Source organism: Streptococcus oralis (assembly GCF_023110055.1).
GTDB lineage: Bacteria > Bacillota > Bacilli > Lactobacillales > Streptococcaceae > Streptococcus > Streptococcus oralis_BY.
The window spans coordinates 518,833-536,606 of sequence record NZ_JALDVG010000001.1 but is presented as its reverse complement, the minus strand read 5'-3'; the positions used below and the strand labels follow the sequence as shown (position 1 = coordinate 536,606).

The 17,774-nt window shown below is 39.1% G+C and carries 19 protein-coding genes; 1 reads left to right on the top strand and 18 read right to left on the bottom strand.

The window, feature by feature from the left end:
- Positions 1-14 precede the first annotated feature (14 nt).
- The 13 genes from M1G01_RS02555 to eno all read right to left on the bottom strand — a co-directional run bounded on the left by M1G01_RS02555 (position 15) and on the right by eno (position 11,455).
- Entirely contained in the window at positions 15-1,283 is a 1,269-nt protein-coding gene (locus tag M1G01_RS02555; protein WP_247931097.1) for a dihydroorotase, read from the bottom strand.
- A 12-nt stretch (positions 1,284-1,295) separates the two neighbouring features.
- Complete coding sequence (locus M1G01_RS02550; RefSeq protein ID WP_001135768.1) at positions 1,296-1,760, bottom strand: NUDIX hydrolase; 465 nt, start codon at positions 1,758-1,760, stop codon at positions 1,296-1,298.
- A gap of 9 nt (positions 1,761-1,769) precedes the next feature.
- Positions 1,770-2,423 carry a uracil-DNA glycosylase gene (locus M1G01_RS02545; protein ID WP_247931096.1) on the bottom strand — a complete coding sequence of 218 codons (654 nt, stop codon included), beginning with the start codon at positions 2,421-2,423 and terminating at the stop codon, positions 1,770-1,772.
- Positions 2,424-2,542: 119 nt separating this feature from the next.
- Positions 2,543-2,836, bottom strand: a complete 294-nt coding sequence (locus M1G01_RS02540) for a hypothetical protein (RefSeq protein ID WP_247931095.1) — start codon at positions 2,834-2,836, stop codon at positions 2,543-2,545.
- A 23-nt stretch (positions 2,837-2,859) separates the two neighbouring features.
- Complete coding sequence (gene pynA, locus M1G01_RS02535; protein ID WP_247931094.1) at positions 2,860-3,552, bottom strand: pyrimidine 5'-nucleotidase PynA; 693 nt, start codon at positions 3,550-3,552, stop codon at positions 2,860-2,862.
- A gap of 41 nt (positions 3,553-3,593) precedes the next feature.
- Positions 3,594-3,821 (bottom strand): hypothetical protein, encoded by a 228-nt coding sequence (locus tag M1G01_RS02530; protein ID WP_247931093.1) that lies wholly within the window; start codon positions 3,819-3,821, stop codon positions 3,594-3,596.
- 35 nt (positions 3,822-3,856) lie between these two features.
- Positions 3,857-5,626 carry a DUF262 domain-containing protein gene (locus tag M1G01_RS02525; protein WP_247931092.1) on the bottom strand — a complete coding sequence of 590 codons (1,770 nt, stop codon included), beginning with the start codon at positions 5,624-5,626 and terminating at the stop codon, positions 3,857-3,859.
- Positions 5,627-5,935: 309 nt separating this feature from the next.
- On the bottom strand, positions 5,936-6,439 hold the full coding sequence (locus tag M1G01_RS02520) for a hypothetical protein (protein WP_247931091.1): 504 nt from the start codon (positions 6,437-6,439) through the stop codon (positions 5,936-5,938).
- 284 nt (positions 6,440-6,723) lie between these two features.
- Positions 6,724-7,266, bottom strand: a complete 543-nt coding sequence (locus tag M1G01_RS02515; protein ID WP_001137895.1) for a ClbS/DfsB family four-helix bundle protein — start codon at positions 7,264-7,266, stop codon at positions 6,724-6,726.
- A 125-nt stretch (positions 7,267-7,391) separates the two neighbouring features.
- A complete protein-coding gene (locus tag M1G01_RS02510; RefSeq protein WP_247931090.1) occupies positions 7,392-8,306 on the bottom strand; it encodes a peptidase in 915 nt (304 codons plus the stop codon).
- Between the two features lie 182 nt (positions 8,307-8,488).
- Positions 8,489-9,325, bottom strand: coding sequence for an AraC family transcriptional regulator (locus M1G01_RS02505; protein ID WP_216732782.1), 837 nt, complete (start codon positions 9,323-9,325; stop codon positions 8,489-8,491).
- A 203-nt stretch (positions 9,326-9,528) separates the two neighbouring features.
- A complete protein-coding gene (locus M1G01_RS02500; protein ID WP_084932553.1) occupies positions 9,529-10,023 on the bottom strand; it encodes a YkgJ family cysteine cluster protein in 495 nt (164 codons plus the stop codon).
- Positions 10,024-10,150: 127 nt separating this feature from the next.
- Positions 10,151-11,455, bottom strand: coding sequence for a surface-displayed alpha-enolase (gene eno, locus M1G01_RS02495; RefSeq protein ID WP_000022821.1), 1,305 nt, complete (start codon positions 11,453-11,455; stop codon positions 10,151-10,153).
- A gap of 162 nt (positions 11,456-11,617) precedes the next feature.
- Here eno and M1G01_RS02490 point away from each other — a divergent pair, with 162 nt between their 5' ends.
- A complete protein-coding gene (locus tag M1G01_RS02490) occupies positions 11,618-12,064 on the top strand; it encodes a YueI family protein (RefSeq protein ID WP_049500679.1) in 447 nt (148 codons plus the stop codon).
- Here M1G01_RS02490 and M1G01_RS02485 read toward each other — a convergent pair.
- The 5 genes from M1G01_RS02485 to M1G01_RS02465 form a co-directional block, all read right to left on the bottom strand.
- On the bottom strand, positions 12,061-13,176 hold the full coding sequence (locus M1G01_RS02485; RefSeq protein ID WP_216732751.1) for a glycerate kinase: 1,116 nt from the start codon (positions 13,174-13,176) through the stop codon (positions 12,061-12,063). The genes M1G01_RS02490 and M1G01_RS02485 overlap by 4 nt on opposite strands.
- A 9-nt stretch (positions 13,177-13,185) precedes the next feature.
- The gene (gene serB, locus M1G01_RS02480) at positions 13,186-13,830 is read right to left on the bottom strand and encodes a phosphoserine phosphatase SerB (protein ID WP_125391813.1); all 645 of its coding nucleotides are present in this window, start codon (positions 13,828-13,830) and stop codon (positions 13,186-13,188) included.
- Positions 13,831-13,994: 164 nt separating this feature from the next.
- Positions 13,995-15,428 carry a glycogen synthase GlgA gene (gene glgA / locus M1G01_RS02475; RefSeq protein ID WP_247931089.1) on the bottom strand — a complete coding sequence of 478 codons (1,434 nt, stop codon included), beginning with the start codon at positions 15,426-15,428 and terminating at the stop codon, positions 13,995-13,997.
- Entirely contained in the window at positions 15,425-16,564 is a 1,140-nt protein-coding gene (gene glgD / locus M1G01_RS02470; RefSeq protein ID WP_084918360.1) for a glucose-1-phosphate adenylyltransferase subunit GlgD, read from the bottom strand. The genes glgA and glgD overlap by 4 nt, the downstream gene beginning before the upstream one ends.
- Positions 16,554-17,696 carry a glucose-1-phosphate adenylyltransferase gene (locus tag M1G01_RS02465; RefSeq protein WP_000787250.1) on the bottom strand — a complete coding sequence of 381 codons (1,143 nt, stop codon included), beginning with the start codon at positions 17,694-17,696 and terminating at the stop codon, positions 16,554-16,556. Before M1G01_RS02465 ends, glgD begins: the two co-directional genes overlap by 11 nt.
- Between the last annotated feature and the right edge of the window lie 78 nt (positions 17,697-17,774).

Below are 17,774 nucleotides of genomic sequence, written 5' to 3'. Positions count from 1 at the left end.
GAGCAGAATCCCATCTAGTTTTTGTAGACGATTTGTCCCTTACAGATAGTATATTTGACCTGCCCTTTTAAAGTTTCCCCAATAAATGGAGAATTAGCTGATTTTGAAGCGAAGTTTGGACCAATAGTACGATCAGCCTTGGCATCAAAGATAGTGATATCTGCTGGACCATTCTCAGCCAAGTAACCTGCTTCAAAGTTGTAAAGCTTGGCTGGATTGACAGTCATTTTTTCTAGCAATTCCATTAAGCTTAGCTCACCAGCTTCCACCAAATAAGTCAAGCCGAGAGATAGAGAGGTTTCCAAGCCAGTCATACCAGACGGCGCTTTGGTGATATCTTCAACATTTTTCTCATCTGCATGGTGAGGCGCGTGGTCCGTTGCGATAACTGTGATAACACCTGACTTGAGACCTTCGATAACAGCACGACGATCTGATTCCAAACGAAGCGGAGGATTCATTTTGGCATTGCTTCCTTGAGTTAAAAGAAGAGCTTCTGTCTTAGAGAAATGTTGTGGTGCTACTTCTGCTGTGACTTGCGCTCCCAAACCTTGAGCAAATTCCACCACCTTGACACTTTCTTCCTTAGACAAATGCTGGATGTGAACATGGGCCTTGCTTGCATAGGCAATCATAACATCACGCGCAATCATTGCATACTCAGCCACCCCTGTCGCTCCACAGATATGAAAATGTTTCTTAGCAATGTTTTCGTTAAATCCAAGAATCCCATTCAAACCTGGATCTTCCTCATGAAGACTAATAAAAGTATTAAGTTTTTTAGCTTCTTCCATGGCTTCCTTGACCACTTTACTGCTCTCAAGCGGAATTCCATCATCTGAAAAACCAACGGCTCCAGCTTCTAAAAGCGCCTTAAAGTCTGTCAAGTCTTGGCCATTAAAGTTCTTGGTAATAGTCGCAACTGTCTTGACATTGATTTTTTCCTTGGCAGCTGACTGAAGAACTTCTTGCAAAGTTTCTACGTCCGAAATGGTTGGACTTGTATTAGCCATCATAACAACCGTTGTAAAACCACCTGCAGCAGCCGCTAGTGCCCCAGTATGGATGTCTTCCTTGTGGGTCTGACCAGGTTCACGGAAATGAACATGGATATCGACTAGTCCAGGTGCAACTACAAGACCAGTAGCATCAATTAGCTCTGCTCCTTCTTCCTTGATTTCGGCAGCTATTTTGACAATTTTCCCATCTTGCACTAAAACATCACACACTTGATCCAAACCAGACTTGGGATCCATTACACGACCATTTTTGATAAGTAGCATCTGCTTTCTCCTTTATTCATAGAAATCAACTTGGGTATCCAACAATTTATCCCCATCATAAACAAACTTGGCTGAAAAGAAGGGTTTATCCTCTAAGAGCCACTCAACAAAGGTGTGGTCACCTTCCCAAGTCGGCTTGCTCAAGACCTCATCATAGGGAACCCATTCTAAGGTCCCCTCATTGCAGTCAATCAAGTCACCCTCAAACTCTGTCACCTTAAAAACATAGGTGTACCAGTCTAAATCTGGCGTGAATTCTGGAAAAGTGATGACGCCTTTTAGAACTGGCTTGGCTTTGAGACCTGTTTCTTCTAGGATTTCACGCGCAGCGCATTCCTGAGGAGTCTCCCCTCGCTCCAGCTTACCCCCCACACCAATCCATTTGCCTTCATGGACATCATTAGGCTTCTTATTACGATGGAGCATGAGCAGTTCTTTTCCGTTATCAATGTAGCAAATCGTCGCTAACTGAGGCATATTCTCTCCTTATCTAAGCCAATCGATTGGCTCTTGTCCTGTCTCTTTTAAGAATGCATTGGCCTTGGAAAAAGGCTTAGAACCCCAAAATCCTCTATAAACCGATAAAGGACTAGGATGAGCTGATTCGATAATCAAGTGGTGAGGATTGGTAACCAAGGCCTTCTTCTTGCGTGCATAAGCACCCCAGAGCACAAAGACTACAGGTCTGTCTAGATTATTTACAACCCGAATAACAGCATCCGTAAAAGGCTCCCATATCTGCCCAGCATGACCATTGGCTTGCCCAGCAGGAACTGTCAAGCAAGCATTGAGAAGTAAGACTCCTTGATCAGCCCAAGCTGTCAAATCATGGGATTCCTTAACTCCAACATCATCTGCTAATTCTTTCAAGATATTTTGCAAGGATGGCGGAGCTGGAATAGCATCGGGTACAGAAAAACTCAAGCCCTGCGCCTGACCAGGTCCATGATAAGGATCCTGCCCCAGAATCACCACCTTAACCTCTTCAAGCGGTGTAGTCAAGAGAGCCTGAAAAACTTTTTCCTTAGGTGGATAAACAGTAGCCTGAGCATAGACCTGTTCCATAAATTGATTGATTTTCCCAAAATAACCTTCAGGTAATTGCTCCTTAATCAAAGCATGCCATGATGAGTGTTGCATCGCCGACTCCTTCGTTTTTACTGCCTCTATTATAGCAAAAAGTGGCTATCTAAACCACTTTTTACAGTTCTTATATATACTGTTATTGACCCTATTATTTGACATTAGTATTTACAGTATCAATCATCCATTAAAAACTTTTCGATTGTATCAATAGCATAGGAAAGTTGTTTATTTACAGACATCATCCGTTCACGATTAGCGTCCATATAGTAGAGTTCAGATAAACCACCCCTAGGGAGAAAGAGTGAATAGTGGATATTCATCTTCTCTCGAGTACTTAACTCTATATGATTGCTTAAGATATACTTTAACTTTTTTAACGAATTTACTTGAGCAACCACACCTTTTAACTGATACTGCTCGATGAGATTTAGTAAGTTATCAATCTCTTCAATGACTTTAATTTCCATATCAACACCTCTTAGGAAAAGCACTACATAGCATCCAAACAATCTAGTAAGTCTTGGTAAGAATGGACTTCATAAGTTGGTTGGAGTTGTGTGTGATTTTCGAGGTGATAGGGATTGTACCAGATAGTATCAATTCCAGCATTATTACCACCTTGAATGTCGGCAGTTAAGGAATCTCCAATCATCAGCGTCTTTTCTTTATCAAATCCTGCAATCTGCTGACCGATTTTTTCATAGAATAGTGCATCAGGTTTTTGTGTTTGCAACTGTTCAGAGATAAAGACTTGGTTGAAATAGGGAGCAAGACCTGATTCAGCCAAACGACCTGTCTGAATAGCAGTAATGCCATTTGTCGCAGCGTACAAATCATAATCACGTTCGATGAGGCTGTCCAAGAGTTCATGAGCACCCGAAAGTGTTTGTCCTTGCTGGGCTAGAAAAAACTGGTAACGCTGAGCAAGTAACCTACCGTCTTTTTCCTGTTCAAAATGGGCAAATAAACGAGAAAAGCGCGTGTTAACCAAATCTTGTTTACTGATTTTCTTTTGCTCCAAGTCCTTCCAGAGAGCCTTGTTCATAGGAACGTAATAGTCTTTATAGGCTTGGATATCCGCAACTCCTTCTTCTTTTAGAAGTTGTGTCAAAGCTACATTCTCAGCAGCATCAAAATCAAGCAAGGTGTGGTCAAGATCGAAGAGTAGAAATTTGTAGGGCATTGAGTTTCCTTTCTGAATCAGTAAATTTATCTTTCAATATATCATACTTCATCAGAACGATATATTGTTTTTTGAAAGTTCAGATAATCCATCAAGTTAATAACTTTATTTTTTTCTGGTACTTCTGAGATAGTATCAGTTTCAAACCCATTTACTTTAGCAAATTGAATTGTATAATCATATACAAGTTCAAACAACTCATCAATTCCAGAATCTAATCCTTTCTGAATATTTAATGGAATTTCTAAAGTAACTTGATTTAATGACATAATTAAAACTTACCTCTTAATTCTATCGTTCTAGTTTATTCAAAAATAAAATCAGCAATTCGTTTTGCAGCTTTTTCTGTTGCCAATTCAATGTCAGTTTTAGTCCAAGTATCATTTACATAATTAACTAAGGATTTAGCTATTGGGAACTTACTTCCTATATAGCCACAGCCACTTGTGATTGTATTTTTTCTCTTACTCCTAAACCAAGCATTTTTTATACTTCGATTAATATCAGCTTCTAGGAGTATCTTATTACCAATTTTTTCAGCATAATCCCTGAATTCTTCTTGACTCTCTAATCCAGCATCTGACATAATATTTTCTCTATTTAAACCACTTTGTGGCATAATATGTTCAATATCAATATTCCCATCTAAATTAAAGTCAATACCTTTTTCCAATGCAAATAAGAATTCATTTACGTAAAGAATCGAATTTGAAACACCACTTTCAGTCAAAGTTTGTTTAACATCTTCATAAATAAAATTGTCATGAATATGGTTTCTTATTTTTGAAATAAGTTCGTCGATTGAAATTGAATCGACTTGACTATACAACAAATTTATTTCTTCTAAGAAGCCTTTAAAGAGTTTATGGCTATACGAGAGTTCAGATAATTCAATCAAAACTCCAAGTCTAAGTAAGTATCCTAGATATGCGTTGTCTTGTCTGAAAAATAGATAACTACTAACAAAAGGTCTTAAATTACCGTTTAATTTGTTTATCAATTGACCATTGATAGTATCAGATACTCGTTCAAAATTGTTTATGATTGTATTTAGATCAGAAGTAAACAGAGTATCTTCATTCAATAGATGCTTATTTTTTGAGAAAAAGGCTCTAATACCAGGATTTCTTCGATCAGCTCCGTTTTGTTCTGAAAGTTTTACGAAAATATAATGAGTAATTAACGCATTTAAGTCTAATCGAGATGAATCGGTAAGTTGTACAATCTCTTGCCAATTTTTTTCGAAGTTTTTCCTATCTGATGCATTTGCAGTGGTCTTAGATACGATTACTTCAATTGGGGTCAATGGGACACCAGTCCCATTTAAAGAATTGAAAATATTTATTGCTTGATCGGTATTATAACTTGTAATGGTGATCACTTGGCAGTTATCAATAAAATGATTAGCAAAATTGATGAGTTTAAAAACATTCAAATCATCAGACATATTATAAAAATATCTAAAGTTTTTATAATAATTTGTATAACGATTATCTTTTTGACGACGATAAATTTGATAAACTTTCGCTTTAATCGAAGTGAAATCTCTACCTAACAAGATAGTAGTCATCTCACTAGCATATTTTTCTGAGATTGAATGATTTAGATACTTTATCCTATCCTCACTAGGATAATACAATCCATCAACAAAATCATCTTTTTCGTCATCTGAAACATTGAAAAGCATTGTAACAATCTGCTCTTTAAGACCATTAAGACGTTTCACCAATCTGCGTGCATCAGTATCTAGAGTCGGTTGAAGTTCAAGCTCCTTATCAATCTTCAATAAGATTGCCTTAAGAAGTAACATAAATGTCGTTGTTCTTTGCTGACCATCAATCAAAGTTACTTCATGCTCTTCTCCAGTTTCTTGAGCAATGAGAACTGCTCCAAAAAAATAATTATCTTGGGAACTATCATCGAAATTTTCCATATGAAGATTAATATCTTCAATGAGTTGTTCACATTGTGGTACTTGCCAAGCATAGGGTCTCTGATAGCTAGGAATGTAAAATTCTGATTTTTCAAAATAAGATTTAACTGTTTGTAAGGCCGGTTGAATATCGTTTCTCATTCAAATTCTCCAATAATTTATTCTGATAATATTATATCACGAAAACACTGGAAACAAAAAAACAATTCAAGTTTGAAAGTTGGTAAAATTTTGCATAGTGATGACATCAAACTTACGTTCTTTCGCTCAATTAGTAACCTCATTTTCAATACTTGAAAAAATCCTTTGGAAGCAAAAAATTTTCTAAGAGTAGAAATTTGTAGGGTAGTTAGTTTTCTTCCTGTATATTCATTAAGAACATTATGGTATAAATGAAAATTTGAAGGTAACATTGTTTGAATAACTTAAACTCTCCATTGCTACACTCCCTTACCCCAACTCCTTGGCTATTCTGCTTTTTTCAAGTTTTCCCTTAGTAATTCGTTTCCATAAAACAAGTGGGTTCAAACTATAAGATAGGCGTACGAGGTAGTAATTTAGCCATTCGATAAGGGCAAAAAGCTGTATTAGTGTGGCTATAGTAGCCACTTGGAAACTCTGTGTATTCCATACAATAAAAGGAAAGCCTGAAATAAGTAAAACAAGGTCTAGTATTCTGAAACCACCATATAGTTTGGGGACACTAGCGCTTCCGAACTGAGGTTTAAAGAGTCTTCTAATCAAAATCGCCCAATAGATTGAACCTTGAAGCAAAATAAATGTCAGTAAAGACAGTGGATAGAGAATGGTTACTAGACTATTCACATCACCAAGCCGATTTTTCAAAAGGAAAAAACAAAACCAAATAGATAGGACGGCTGTGAACTCTCCCAAACAGAGGAACACCAACTCTTTTCTAACTTTCTCTTTTTGTATGTTCATCATCTCACCCATCTATCTATCATCCTATATCAGAAAAAAGCCATTCGATCCATTTTCTAGTCAACATTTCTCAGAATCAAGTCATTCTAAGTATCGAACAGTATAATCACTTTAATATAAATTCAATTCTAAGTTTAGAATTGAATTTGTATATATTTTTTAGATCTATTCTAAGTCTATGACAGCTTTAAATTTTAATTTTTGAAGGATTCTAAAGCTAGAAGAGCTCAAAAATCACGAGAATGAAGCTATTCGAAGCTTAGAAGAAGATTTTCCAACCTTCATAAACTCTTCAATTAACGTTTCTTACAATTTTTCTGATGAGCTTTGAGTTTTTTCAGAGCCCAATCATAGTGACTGGAAGTGGCACTCACAAAGTAGGAGCCTAGACTTGTCCCACCCGTCCACTTATAGACACCTTTGGTAAAGAGTTGGTCATTGCTGAAGCCTTCCATCAACTCTAAAACCTCTCCATGCGATTGATTGAGGAGCTTGGTCGCTTCTTCTAAGGTCGTTTTCTGGTGCTTCTTCCAAATAGCGACATTCATTTCCCCATAAGTTTTCCAATTATAAGGTTCAGGGAGAAAAGGTCTTTCATGTCCCTTTTGATTAGAATGTACCCAGGTCAAAAGTAACTGATGCCATTCATAGAGATGGATCAGAACATCTCTTAGATTTTTATCTCTTTTCCAGTGAGCTTCTTTTTTCTTTTGATCTTTTGAAAAATCAAAAGGAGTCTGTAGTTCCTCTTCACTTAATTTAGATATAAAGTGATTGAGCTTTTCATAGTTTTCCTTAGAGGCTAGCACTAGCTCCTCTTTTGTTTTTGGTCTAGGCATAGGCGTTCTCCCTTCATTTTCAAGTAGAATAAGATATTTCCTCACTTCATTATACCATAATCAAAAAGCAGTTCTTCATTTTACGAAAAACTGCTTTTACTAACTATTTTTTATGCTTATAGTCACTACTTTACATATAAATCTTTAAAGAGACCGTCCAATTCTGCTATCTGATAGAGCAAGTGGGACAGTTCTTGGTAATCTTCTTTTAAACATGAAAGGTGGGCTTGGCTAAATAGAGTAGCCAATTCTTCTTTTAATCTTGCCCCTTCTGGATTATGATCTTTTAAGAACTTACTGAGGTAGAGATTTCGAACAGCCGCAAGTTTGAAGCTGAAATACTGATGCAATTGTTTTTGTTCTGTATTTAAGCCGTTTTCAGCAACTGCTTTTGCATAACATTCCAAAACACCGTTTTGGCCATTCAAATATCGTTTCTTCATAATCCTTGCTGTTTCTTGATAGATTTCAGTCTGACTAGGACTCTTGACCTTCTTATAATTTCCCCACATGGAGTAGGCTCCACGCTTATAGTCAATAGCCTCTGCCTTCCAGGCTTCTAGTATGTCATTAAAAGCAACCTTCATACAGGCAAAACCAGCTGGATCATGCAAATAAAGGTACTGCTCATCAATACCATACACGGTTACAAAATGATCCACACCATAAAGGATTGTGTGATTGGGGTTGTAGGTCAGATGGCCCATATCAAGAGGGCCCAGTACGACAGGTCCATTGAACAGAAAGGTTTCCAACTTTCTTTTAATCTCTTCCAAATCTACTTCTGCTCCATTCTTTAGATAGAAATCCTCATAGTCAAATCCAAGTATTTTTAAAGAATGAGAGATAGAAAGATCTGGCATACCATTATCAAAAAATACTAGAGGGTGTTGTTCATCTTCCTTTACGATACTAGCGCCATTTCCCATCACCATGATTGCCTCTAAAAACTCTGCTTTAAAGTCATAACCATAGGTATCCAGTGCCATAGCCAATGAATAGCTATAGCAAAGCGACACATCTCCAAAATACATCTGCATATTTATGCCTCCTTATCTTCTATGGGACTATTATACCGAGAAAACTATTCGCATGCCCCATAAAATCCAAACAAAGAATATGGTTTGTTTGTTTACAGACATGAATGTCAACAATTAAAAACTCTGTAGAGATTCTTTCTACAGAGTTAGGTTTGCATCTTTATAAAAAATCAGAAAATGTTCTAGTCCTTAATCACTGGTATCCAGAGTTCCATTTGATAGTCAGGTGACGACATATCACCTTCGGTATAGACTTCGAAGTCTGGTGAGCCTGAGTGGCGATAGCCAGTTTCTGGAAAAAAGACCTCTAAGACGTATTTCCAAGCATGGTGGATGCTAGCTGGTATAGCCCCTTTGACTGGTACGATAGCATATTCAGCGGCTGGGATATCTTTGATGGACAGACCTAGTTCTTCTGCTTTAGTTTTATCCGTCACATCATAAGCAGCCATATAGTTGATGATTTCGCCTTCTTTGACATCCGAGCAGACGCCAAAAGATTGGCCACTACCCAAACTTTCTAGGTTTGCAATGCTGTGATTGTTATAGAGATTCTCCCAAGCAGACGGGCATTTGCTATTGTCAATAGCTTCCAATAGGACACCTGCCACGATAAATGCAGGCTTCTTTTGAATCTTGATATCCATGTTCTTTCCTCCTGTAATCTTTAAGGATAATTGAAGTATAGGAAAGATCCGATAAGGTTTTCCATTTCGAACTTCTGAGGGAGTTGCACCATGGAATTTCTTGAAGGCTGAGCTGAAGGTATCCGCAGACTCATAGCCGTATTTCAGTGCTATGTCAATGATTTTGTCAGTGCTTTCCCGTAAGTCTGTCACTGCTTCTGACAACCTGCGATTGCGCAAATATTCTGCCAAGGTCATATCAGCAAGGATAGAAAAGAGTCTACTAAAGAGAGGATAAGAATAGCCAGATAGCTGCTGAAATCTTTTCATATCAACTTCTCCAATCAGCTGCTGCTCCAAATAATCCATGGTTTGATTGAATTGATGCATCATATTCATTTCTTCTTACCTCCACAAGATACAAAGGTCGTTAAAAGCAAAGTTAAAATAGGAAAATTGACAATGGACCTTCTAGTCCTAGGAAATTTTCTCTTTTTCGAACAGCTTTTAGCCCGCGTTCAATTCTATCTATAGTCTATCAGATATCTGATACTTCCGCCCTAGAATCTTTGTACAAGATTTAAAGGTGTAAATTTCTATAACTTATCCTTTAATTTCTCCACAAAGAGATAGGCTGCAGGACAGGTCAAGGTGTTCTTAATCGTCAAATGATTAATTTGATAGATTTTTTTACGATCTGTATGGGGGAATTCACGACAGGCCTTGGGACGAACGTCATAGATGGAGCAGAGATTATCTCCTCCTAGAAAGGGGCAGGGCATGGATTTGAAAACCTTGTCCCCATCTTCATCAACTTGTAAAAACTCTGCTTCAAAGGCTGGTAATTTCATCTTAAAGTACTTAGCGATACGGGTGATGTCTGCCTCTTTAAAGTCTGGTCCCAAAGTCTTGCAACAGTTGGCACAGGCGGTGCAATCAATCTCAGCAAAGACTTCTTGGTGAATCTGCTGCGCAATCTTATCTAAGTTTTTAGGAGGTTTTTTCTTTAGATTAGCTAACACTTTACGATGTTCCTTCTGCTTTTGCAGTGCTAGTTGGTGGTAATACTCAATATCAATTTCTTTAGACATAGTTTCTTTCTAATACAAGTGTTTTTGTCTATTATACCATAATCTCAGCCCCCTTTTTGCCCCCTGAACAGAAAAAAGCCCTTCGGAAAAAATCCGAGGGGCTTCAAACCTTGTTCACTGAACTAGATTATTTTTTAAGGTTGTAGAATGATTTCAATCCACGGTATTCAGCTACTTCACCAAGTTGGTCTTCGATACGAAGCAATTGGTTGTATTTAGCAATACGGTCTGTACGTGAAAGTGAACCAGTCTTGATTTGTCCTGCGTTAGTTGCAACTGCGATGTCAGCGATTGTTGAATCTTCAGTTTCACCTGAACGGTGTGATACAACGGCAGTGTAACCAGCTTCTTTCGCCATTTCGATAGCGTCGAATGTTTCAGTAAGAGTACCGATTTGGTTAACTTTGATAAGGATTGAGTTAGCAGCACCTTCTGCAATACCTTTTTCAAGGTAAGAAGTGTTTGTTACGAAGAAGTCGTCACCAACCAATTGAACTTTACCACCAAGACGTTCAGTAAGAGCTTTCCAACCGTCCCAGTCGTTTTCGTCCATACCATCTTCGATAGTAATGATTGGGTATTTGTTTACCAATTCTTCAAGGTAGTCGATTTGTTCTGCAGCAGTACGTACAGCTGCTCCTTCACCTTCGAATTTAGTGTAGTCGTAAACTTTACGTTCTTTATCGTAGAATTCTGACGAAGCACAGTCAAATCCGATAAATACGTCTTTACCAGGAACATATCCAGCAGCCTCGATCGCAGCAAGGATAGTTTCAACACCGTCTTCAGTTCCTTCGAAACGAGGAGCGAATCCACCTTCGTCACCTACGGCAGTTTCCAAACCACGTGATTTAAGGATTTTCTTAAGTGCGTGGAAGATTTCAGCACCCCAACGAAGAGCTTCTTTGAATGATGGTGCACCAGCAGGTACGATCATGAATTCTTGGAAAGCGATTGGAGCGTCAGAGTGAGAACCACCGTTGATGATGTTCATCATTGGAGTTGGAAGAACTTTAGTGTTGAATCCACCAAGGTAGCTGTAAAGTGGGATTTCAAGGTAGTCAGCAGCAGCACGAGCTACAGCGATAGACACACCAAGAATTGCGTTTGCACCCAATTTACCTTTATTAGGAGTACCGTCAAGTGCGATCATAGCACGGTCGATAGCTTGTTGGTCACGTACATCGTAGCCGATGATTGCTTCAGCAATGATGTTGTTTACGTTGTCAACAGCTTTTTGTGTACCAAGACCACCGTAACGAGATTTGTCACCGTCGCGAAGTTCAACTGCTTCGTGTTCACCAGTAGAAGCTCCTGATGGAACCATACCACGTCCGAAAGCACCTGATTCAGTATAAACTTCTACTTCAAGTGTTGGGTTACCGCGTGAGTCTAGGACTTCGCGAGCGTAAACATCAGTAATAATTGACATTTTTTACTCTCCTTTGAGTTAAATTTTTTACACCTCTATGATACCTTAAAAATAAGCGTTTTTCAAGAAAAAACGTTATCTTTGTGCAAATTTTCCTTAACTTTATAAAGTAATCGCTTTCTTTTGTCTGTTTTCTTGCGATTTTTGTGATATACTGTTTTTATGACAGATTTATCAAAACAACTACTAGAAAAAGCTCATGGTGGGCCGAAATTAAACCCAGATGAACAACGCCGCTATCTCGGAACTTTTGAGGAAAGAGTTCTTGGCTACGCTGATATCAGTACTGCCAATAGTCCTGAATTAGAACATGGATTTTTCTCTATTTTAGAAAGCTTTCAAGAAAAGGTAGAGGCACTTTTTGTGAAGATCTCTCCAAATATAGAGTTTGACAAACAGGTCTTTTACTTAAAACAAGCAAAGGAAAGCAACTGTCAGGCGACTATTGTTTCAGATGATCATATCACCTCTCCTTTCGGTCTTGTCATTCATACAAATGAACCTGTTCAAGTAGACGAAAAGGACCTTAGACTTGCATTCTCAAGCCTCTGGGAAGAGAAAAAGGCAGAGCCACCTAAAAAATCCATCTGGAAGAAATGGTTTGGTTAATGATTTCTCATATTTAATAAACGACCAATATTAGTAGATGTGTGCTCCAAATAGAGACTTGCATTTTTCAAACTATCTTCCAAAGGTTCACTTTTCTCTAAAATAGAAAAGGCTGCTTGTATATTTTCGAATGGTAGGAAAGGTAAATCCTCGGAAAGACTACCACAAATAGCGATAACAGGAACTCCTTCAGGAGTTCTTTTTGCTACACCGATAGGAGCTTTTCCAACAAAGCTTTGACTGTCCAGTCTACCTTCTCCAACGATAACCAAGTCGGCCCCTGCAACCTTCCTGTCAAAGTCAATCAAATCTAAGCAAGTGTCAATCCCAGATACGATAGTGGCCTCAGCAAAGGCACAGAGCCCAGCCGCAATCCCACCGCCGGCTCCTGCTCCTTTAAGAGAGAGGGTTGATGGTGAAAAATTTTCATAGAACCGCTGTATAGCCAAATCTACTGTCTCAAACAAAGCAGGATCCAAGCCCTTTTGTTTTCCAAATGTATAGGTCGCTCCTTGAAGACCACATAGAGGGCTCACGACATCTGCTAAAATGCGGATTTTCACATCTTCAGGTCTCCTATACAACTCGCTGTCTGAAACTGACTCGAACTCAAGCAAAGTCTGACCACAAGCTGGCAATTCTTTTCCATTCTTATCATAAAAACGATAACCTAAACCCGCAGCAATGCCTATCCCACCGTCATTACTAGCCGTACCACCAACTCCGATATAGATATCTTTCATCCCTTGATCAATGAGATGGCGAATCAACTCTCCAATACCTTGAGTTTGGATGTGGAGAGGGGTTCGTTTCTCCTGCGGAATCTTTCCTAAACCAACCAAGTCAGCAACTTCAAAGAGCGCTATTTGGCCTTTATAAAAGTAGCGCATTGATTCTTTTTGGCCAAAAGGTCCAGTCAACTCTTGCCATTTTTCTTCTAGGTCAAGAGAATGTCGAATAGCGTCTACGGTTCCTTCCCCACCATCGCCTACAGGGCAAAGCAGACATTCTACATCTGCTATCGATTTTTGGAATCCTCTTTTTATAGCTTGAGCGACCTCTTCTGCCGTCAAACTTTCTTTAAAAGAATCGGGTGCAATTACAATTTTCATAGTTCCCTCTCATTCTAAGAAATCAATCAAAGGTAGAACTTCCAAAAAATCCCTCGTATCTACATGACAAGCTATCTCTGTTTTTACGACCTCTTTGGCACAAAATGCAATACCACGTCCTGCTGACTTTAACATCAAGAGGTCATTGGCACCATCACCGATGGCAATCGTTCTTTCTTTGGGAAGTTTCAGTTCTTTTTTCCATTTCTCAAGAGTATCTTGTTTTACTTGACCTGTCACAATTTCACCAACTAGTCGACCTGTTAAAAAACCGTCTTTGACTTCTAACTGATTTGCAGAGTAATAAGTGATCCCAAGAGACTTTGCTAATCTCTCAACTATTGGTGCAAATCCACCAGACACTAGACCGACTAGAATACCCTTCTTTTGAAGTATGGAGATAAATTCTTGAGCATTCTTGGACAGATGAATGGATTTGAAGACAGTATCAAAGACTGAAATCGGAAGACCTTCTAACAAAGCCACTCTCGCTCGTAAGCTTGTTTCAAAGTCCAGTTCGCCTCGCATTGCCTGGCTTGTAATCTGCGATATTTCTTCTTCGCAACCTGCTTCTTTTCCTAAAAGATCAATCACCTCTTCTGCTATCAGGGTGCCATCAACATCCATGACACACAGGCCTTTTACTTGAGACATCAGTTCTCCTCTCTAATACTCAATGAAAATCAAAGAGCAAACTAGGAAACTAGCCGTAGGCTGTACTTGAGTACGACAAGGCGACGTTGACGCGGTTTGAATTTGATTTTCGAAGAGTATAAATAGCCCAAAAATCGTATGAAGTTATCATACGATTTTATCTATTAGTTGACTAAACTATGGTACAAGTCCAGGTAAGATTTGCAGGCTGTATCCCATGAGAAATCACATTCCATAGCTTGTTTTTGTAGATTTCTCCAAACTTCCGGCTGGTAGTTATAAACATCCAAGGCTGTTTGGAAACTCCAGTTAAGCCAGTAAGGTGTTAAATTATCAAAGCTAAATCCAGTTCCAGTTCCTTCGATCGGATTGAAGGATTGAACTGTATCACGCAAACCACCAACCTCATGAACCAATGGTAGAGTTCCATAGCGCATCGCCATCATTTGAGACAAGCCGCATGGTTCAAAACGACTTGGCATGAGGAAGAGATCACAAGCTGCGTAGATTTCTTGAGCAAGTTTGACATCAAAAGTGATATTTGCTGATAGCTTGTCTGGATAGACTTGAGCAAACCAAGAGAAGGAATGTTCAAAAGCCGGGTCACCTGTTCCTAAAAGGACTATTTGAACGTCCTCCTGTAAGAAACGATGCAAGCATTCTACCACAACATCAAAACCTTTTTGGCGTGTCAATCGAGAGACAATCCCAACTAGTGGAACATCTGCTCGCACAGGCAACCCAACTCTCTCTTGCAATTTTGCTTTGTTTTGAGCTTTTCCAGACAAATCTTCCTTATCAAAATGATAGTCTAAAAGTGGGTCTGTTTGAGGATTATAAAGATCTGCGTCAATACCATTAACTATACCTGAAACCTTACCTGACTCCATGCGAAGAATCTGATCCAAACCGCAACCAAACTGACTGGTCATAATCTCGTGCGCATAGCTAGGGGAAACGGTTGAGACACGATCCGCGTAGAGAATACCAGCTTTCATCCAATTGAGACAATCATTCCAGCGAAGGGTGCCATCAGCATAGCGTTCAAACCCAACACCGAACAAATCCCACAACATTCCTTCAGAAAATTGACCTTGGAATTCCAAATTGTGAATGGTTAAAACGGTTCTGATACCTTGATATGCCTGAATCCAATGGTACTTTTCTTTTAACAAGAAGGGAATCATGGCTGTGTGGTAATCATGAACATGGAGAAGGTCAGGGATAAAGCCGATGCGTTCCATGGCTTCAAGAGCAGCCAGTTGGAAGAAGGCAAAGCGTTCACCATCGTCAAAATCACCGTACACATGACCACGGAAGAAATAATACTGATTATCAATGAAGTAGAAGGTTACCCCATTCAAGACCGTTTTCTTAATACCACAGTACTGTCTACGCCATCCTACACTAACTTCAAAGTGGAGAACATCCTCAATCTGGTCTCCAAACTTTGCTTCTACCATATCATAATAAGGTAAGAAAACTGCAACTTCGTGCCCCGCTTTTACAAGTGATTTGGGAAGTGCACCAATGACATCGCCCAAACCACCTGTTTTTGAAAAGGGTGCTCCTTCTGCCGCTACAAATAAAATTTTCATGAATAAATGTCCTCTGTTACTGTTTCACCCTTCTTCACTACAACTGGATGTTCTGCTGTGCCTCGAATGACAACACCGTCCGCAACCTCAACGCCCTTATCCAAGATAGCATATTCAACTTGGGCACCTTGTCCAATCACAACACGAGGGAACAGAACGCTGTTCTTCACAACACTATCTTTGTGAACATAAATATTACGAGATAGGACTGACTGAACTACTTCACCCTCAATGATACTACCAGAAGCAAACTGAGAAGTACTTACTTTTGAAGTATTCGCATAGTAGGTTGGTTCTTCATTCTTAACTTTGGTATAAATCTTTTGATTTGGTGAGAAAAGAGAGTAGAATTTTTTAGATTCAAGCATATCAATATTTGCTTGATAGTAGGATTGAACAGAGTGAATATTTGCTAAGTAACCTGTGTATTCGTAAGCAAAAGCTCCTTCTTTTACAGCTAAATCGCGAAGGACATAGCGCAACTTTTCAGGATATTCTTTCTGAGCCTCTTCTTCAAGTCGTTCAATCAACCAAGGAGTATCCACAACAAAGATATCTGTAGACATGTTGAAGAGTTCATCTGTAGATTTATTATCAAAGAGTTTGTGCGAACGAACATGGTCAGTTTCATCGATTTCCAAAATAGCATTCACATCTGAAATGTCTTTCTTTGGAAGTTTCTTATATACAACTGTGATCGGACCATTCGTTGTATTGTGTAGGTGGAAGACTTGATTCAAGTCAATATTCACCAGCACATCGCAGTTAATCGAAACGGTTTGGTTTGAACCTGAACGTCTCAAGTAGGTAAGAAGCTGTTGGTAATACTCTTTTCCAACTGTGCTGCTTTCAACACGAGTATTGTAAATTCCTAGATAGTAGTGACTTAGAAGGGTTGACAAGCCCCACTCACGACCTGAACGAATATGGTCAAAAACTGAGCTGATATTATCTTGTTGGAAAATACCAAAGATACTACGAACACCTGCATTTGCAAGACTGGAAAGGGGGAAGTCAATCAAACGGTATTTCCCACCGAAAGGCAAGCTAGCTACCGGACGGTGTTCTGTTAACGTTGACATATCATGAAAACCAACTGTGTTTCCCAAAATGGCTGAATATTTATCAATCTTCATCTGTTGCTACCCCCACTACTTCATTGTATCCTACTACTTGTACTTCGTCAGTTCCGTCAATCTCTACGCCGTCTGCAATAATGGCACCCTCACCAATAATAGCACGAGTAATCTTTGCTCCATGGCCAATAATAGCCCCACTCATGATAACAGAATCAACGACCTCAGCACCTTCACGTACTTGTGCTTCTGTTGAAAGAATCGAACGTTTAACAGTTCCATCTACAAAACAGCCATCCACGACCAATGAATCTTCAACGTGTGCATGCGCACCAAAGTAGTTTGGTGGTGAAATCAAGTTTCTAGAGTAAATTTTCCACTGACGATTGCGACTATCCAAGGCGTTTTCTGGTGAAATGTACTCCATATTAGCTTCCCAAAGTGACTCAATCGTACCAACGTCTTTCCAGTAGCCATTAAATTCATAAGCATAGACACTTTCACCAGACTCGAGATAGTTAGGGATAACGTTCTTACCAAAGTCTGACATATCCACATTGCTCTTTTCAGCAGCAACAAGCATATTGCGAAGCCGTTTCCAGTCAAAAATATAAATTCCCATAGAAGCCTTTGTAGACTTAGGTTGAGCAGGTTTTTCCTCAAATTCAACGATACGGTTATTGGCATCTGTATTCATGATACCGAAACGGCTAGCTTCTTTGAGAGGTACGTCTAGGACAGCTACTGTCAAACTGGCATTGTTATCCTTATGGGACTGAAGCATATCATCGTAGTCCATCTTGTAGATGTGGTCACCAGAAAGAATCAAAACATACTCAGGATTAACACTGTCGATATAGTCAATGTTTTGGTAGATAGCGTGACTAGTCCCTTCAAACCAACGGTTTCCTTCGCTGGCTGAATAAGGTTGTAAAATAGAGACACCTGAATTGATACCATCCAATCCCCAGCTCGAACCATTTCCAATATGGTTGTTCAAAGCAAGAGGTTGGTACTGCGTAATCACACCAACATTATGGATTCCAGAGTTTGCACAGTTGGAAAGAGCAAAGTCAATGATACGGTAGCGCCCACCGAATTGCACTGCCGGTTTGGCAATGCTTTGAGTGAGTTTTCCGAGACGTGTTCCTTGCCCACCCGCAAGGATCAAAGCTAGCATTTCATTCTTCATTTTCTACTCCTTTATAAAGACATGTGAACGTTAAAATCGAAAGAAGGTCGGAAGTCAAACTTTTTATAAAAATAATAG

Coding starts and splice junctions, on each gene's coding strand:
- M1G01_RS02520 (WP_247931091.1), bottom strand. CDS start 6,439: ATGGGTGAGATGATGAACATACAAAAAGAGAAAGTTAGAAAAGAGTTG.
- M1G01_RS02540 (WP_247931095.1), bottom strand. CDS start 2,836: ATGGAAATTAAAGTCATTGAAGAGATTGATAACTTACTAAATCTCATC.
- M1G01_RS02505 (WP_216732782.1), bottom strand. CDS start 9,325: ATGATGCATCAATTCAATCAAACCATGGATTATTTGGAGCAGCAGCTG.
- M1G01_RS02555 (WP_247931097.1), bottom strand. CDS start 1,283: ATGCTACTTATCAAAAATGGTCGTGTAATGGATCCCAAGTCTGGTTTG.
- M1G01_RS02490 (WP_049500679.1), top strand. CDS start 11,618: ATGACAGATTTATCAAAACAACTACTAGAAAAAGCTCATGGTGGGCCG.
- M1G01_RS02545 (WP_247931096.1), bottom strand. CDS start 2,423: ATGCAACACTCATCATGGCATGCTTTGATTAAGGAGCAATTACCTGAA.
- M1G01_RS02525 (WP_247931092.1), bottom strand. CDS start 5,626: ATGAGAAACGATATTCAACCGGCCTTACAAACAGTTAAATCTTATTTT.
- eno (WP_000022821.1), bottom strand. CDS start 11,455: ATGTCAATTATTACTGATGTTTACGCTCGCGAAGTCCTAGACTCACGC.
- M1G01_RS02465 (WP_000787250.1), bottom strand. CDS start 17,696: ATGAAGAATGAAATGCTAGCTTTGATCCTTGCGGGTGGGCAAGGAACA.
- serB (WP_125391813.1), bottom strand. CDS start 13,830: ATGTCTCAAGTAAAAGGCCTGTGTGTCATGGATGTTGATGGCACCCTG.
- M1G01_RS02530 (WP_247931093.1), bottom strand. CDS start 3,821: ATGTCATTAAATCAAGTTACTTTAGAAATTCCATTAAATATTCAGAAA.
- M1G01_RS02515 (WP_001137895.1), bottom strand. CDS start 7,266: ATGCCTAGACCAAAAACAAAAGAGGAGCTAGTGCTAGCCTCTAAGGAA.
- M1G01_RS02510 (WP_247931090.1), bottom strand. CDS start 8,306: ATGCAGATGTATTTTGGAGATGTGTCGCTTTGCTATAGCTATTCATTG.
- M1G01_RS02500 (WP_084932553.1), bottom strand. CDS start 10,023: ATGTCTAAAGAAATTGATATTGAGTATTACCACCAACTAGCACTGCAA.
- glgD (WP_084918360.1), bottom strand. CDS start 16,564: ATGAAGATTGATAAATATTCAGCCATTTTGGGAAACACAGTTGGTTTT.
- M1G01_RS02550 (WP_001135768.1), bottom strand. CDS start 1,760: ATGCCTCAGTTAGCGACGATTTGCTACATTGATAACGGAAAAGAACTG.
- pynA (WP_247931094.1), bottom strand. CDS start 3,552: ATGCCCTACAAATTTCTACTCTTCGATCTTGACCACACCTTGCTTGAT.
- M1G01_RS02485 (WP_216732751.1), bottom strand. CDS start 13,176: ATGAAAATTGTAATTGCACCCGATTCTTTTAAAGAAAGTTTGACGGCA.
- glgA (WP_247931089.1), bottom strand. CDS start 15,428: ATGAAAATTTTATTTGTAGCGGCAGAAGGAGCACCCTTTTCAAAAACA.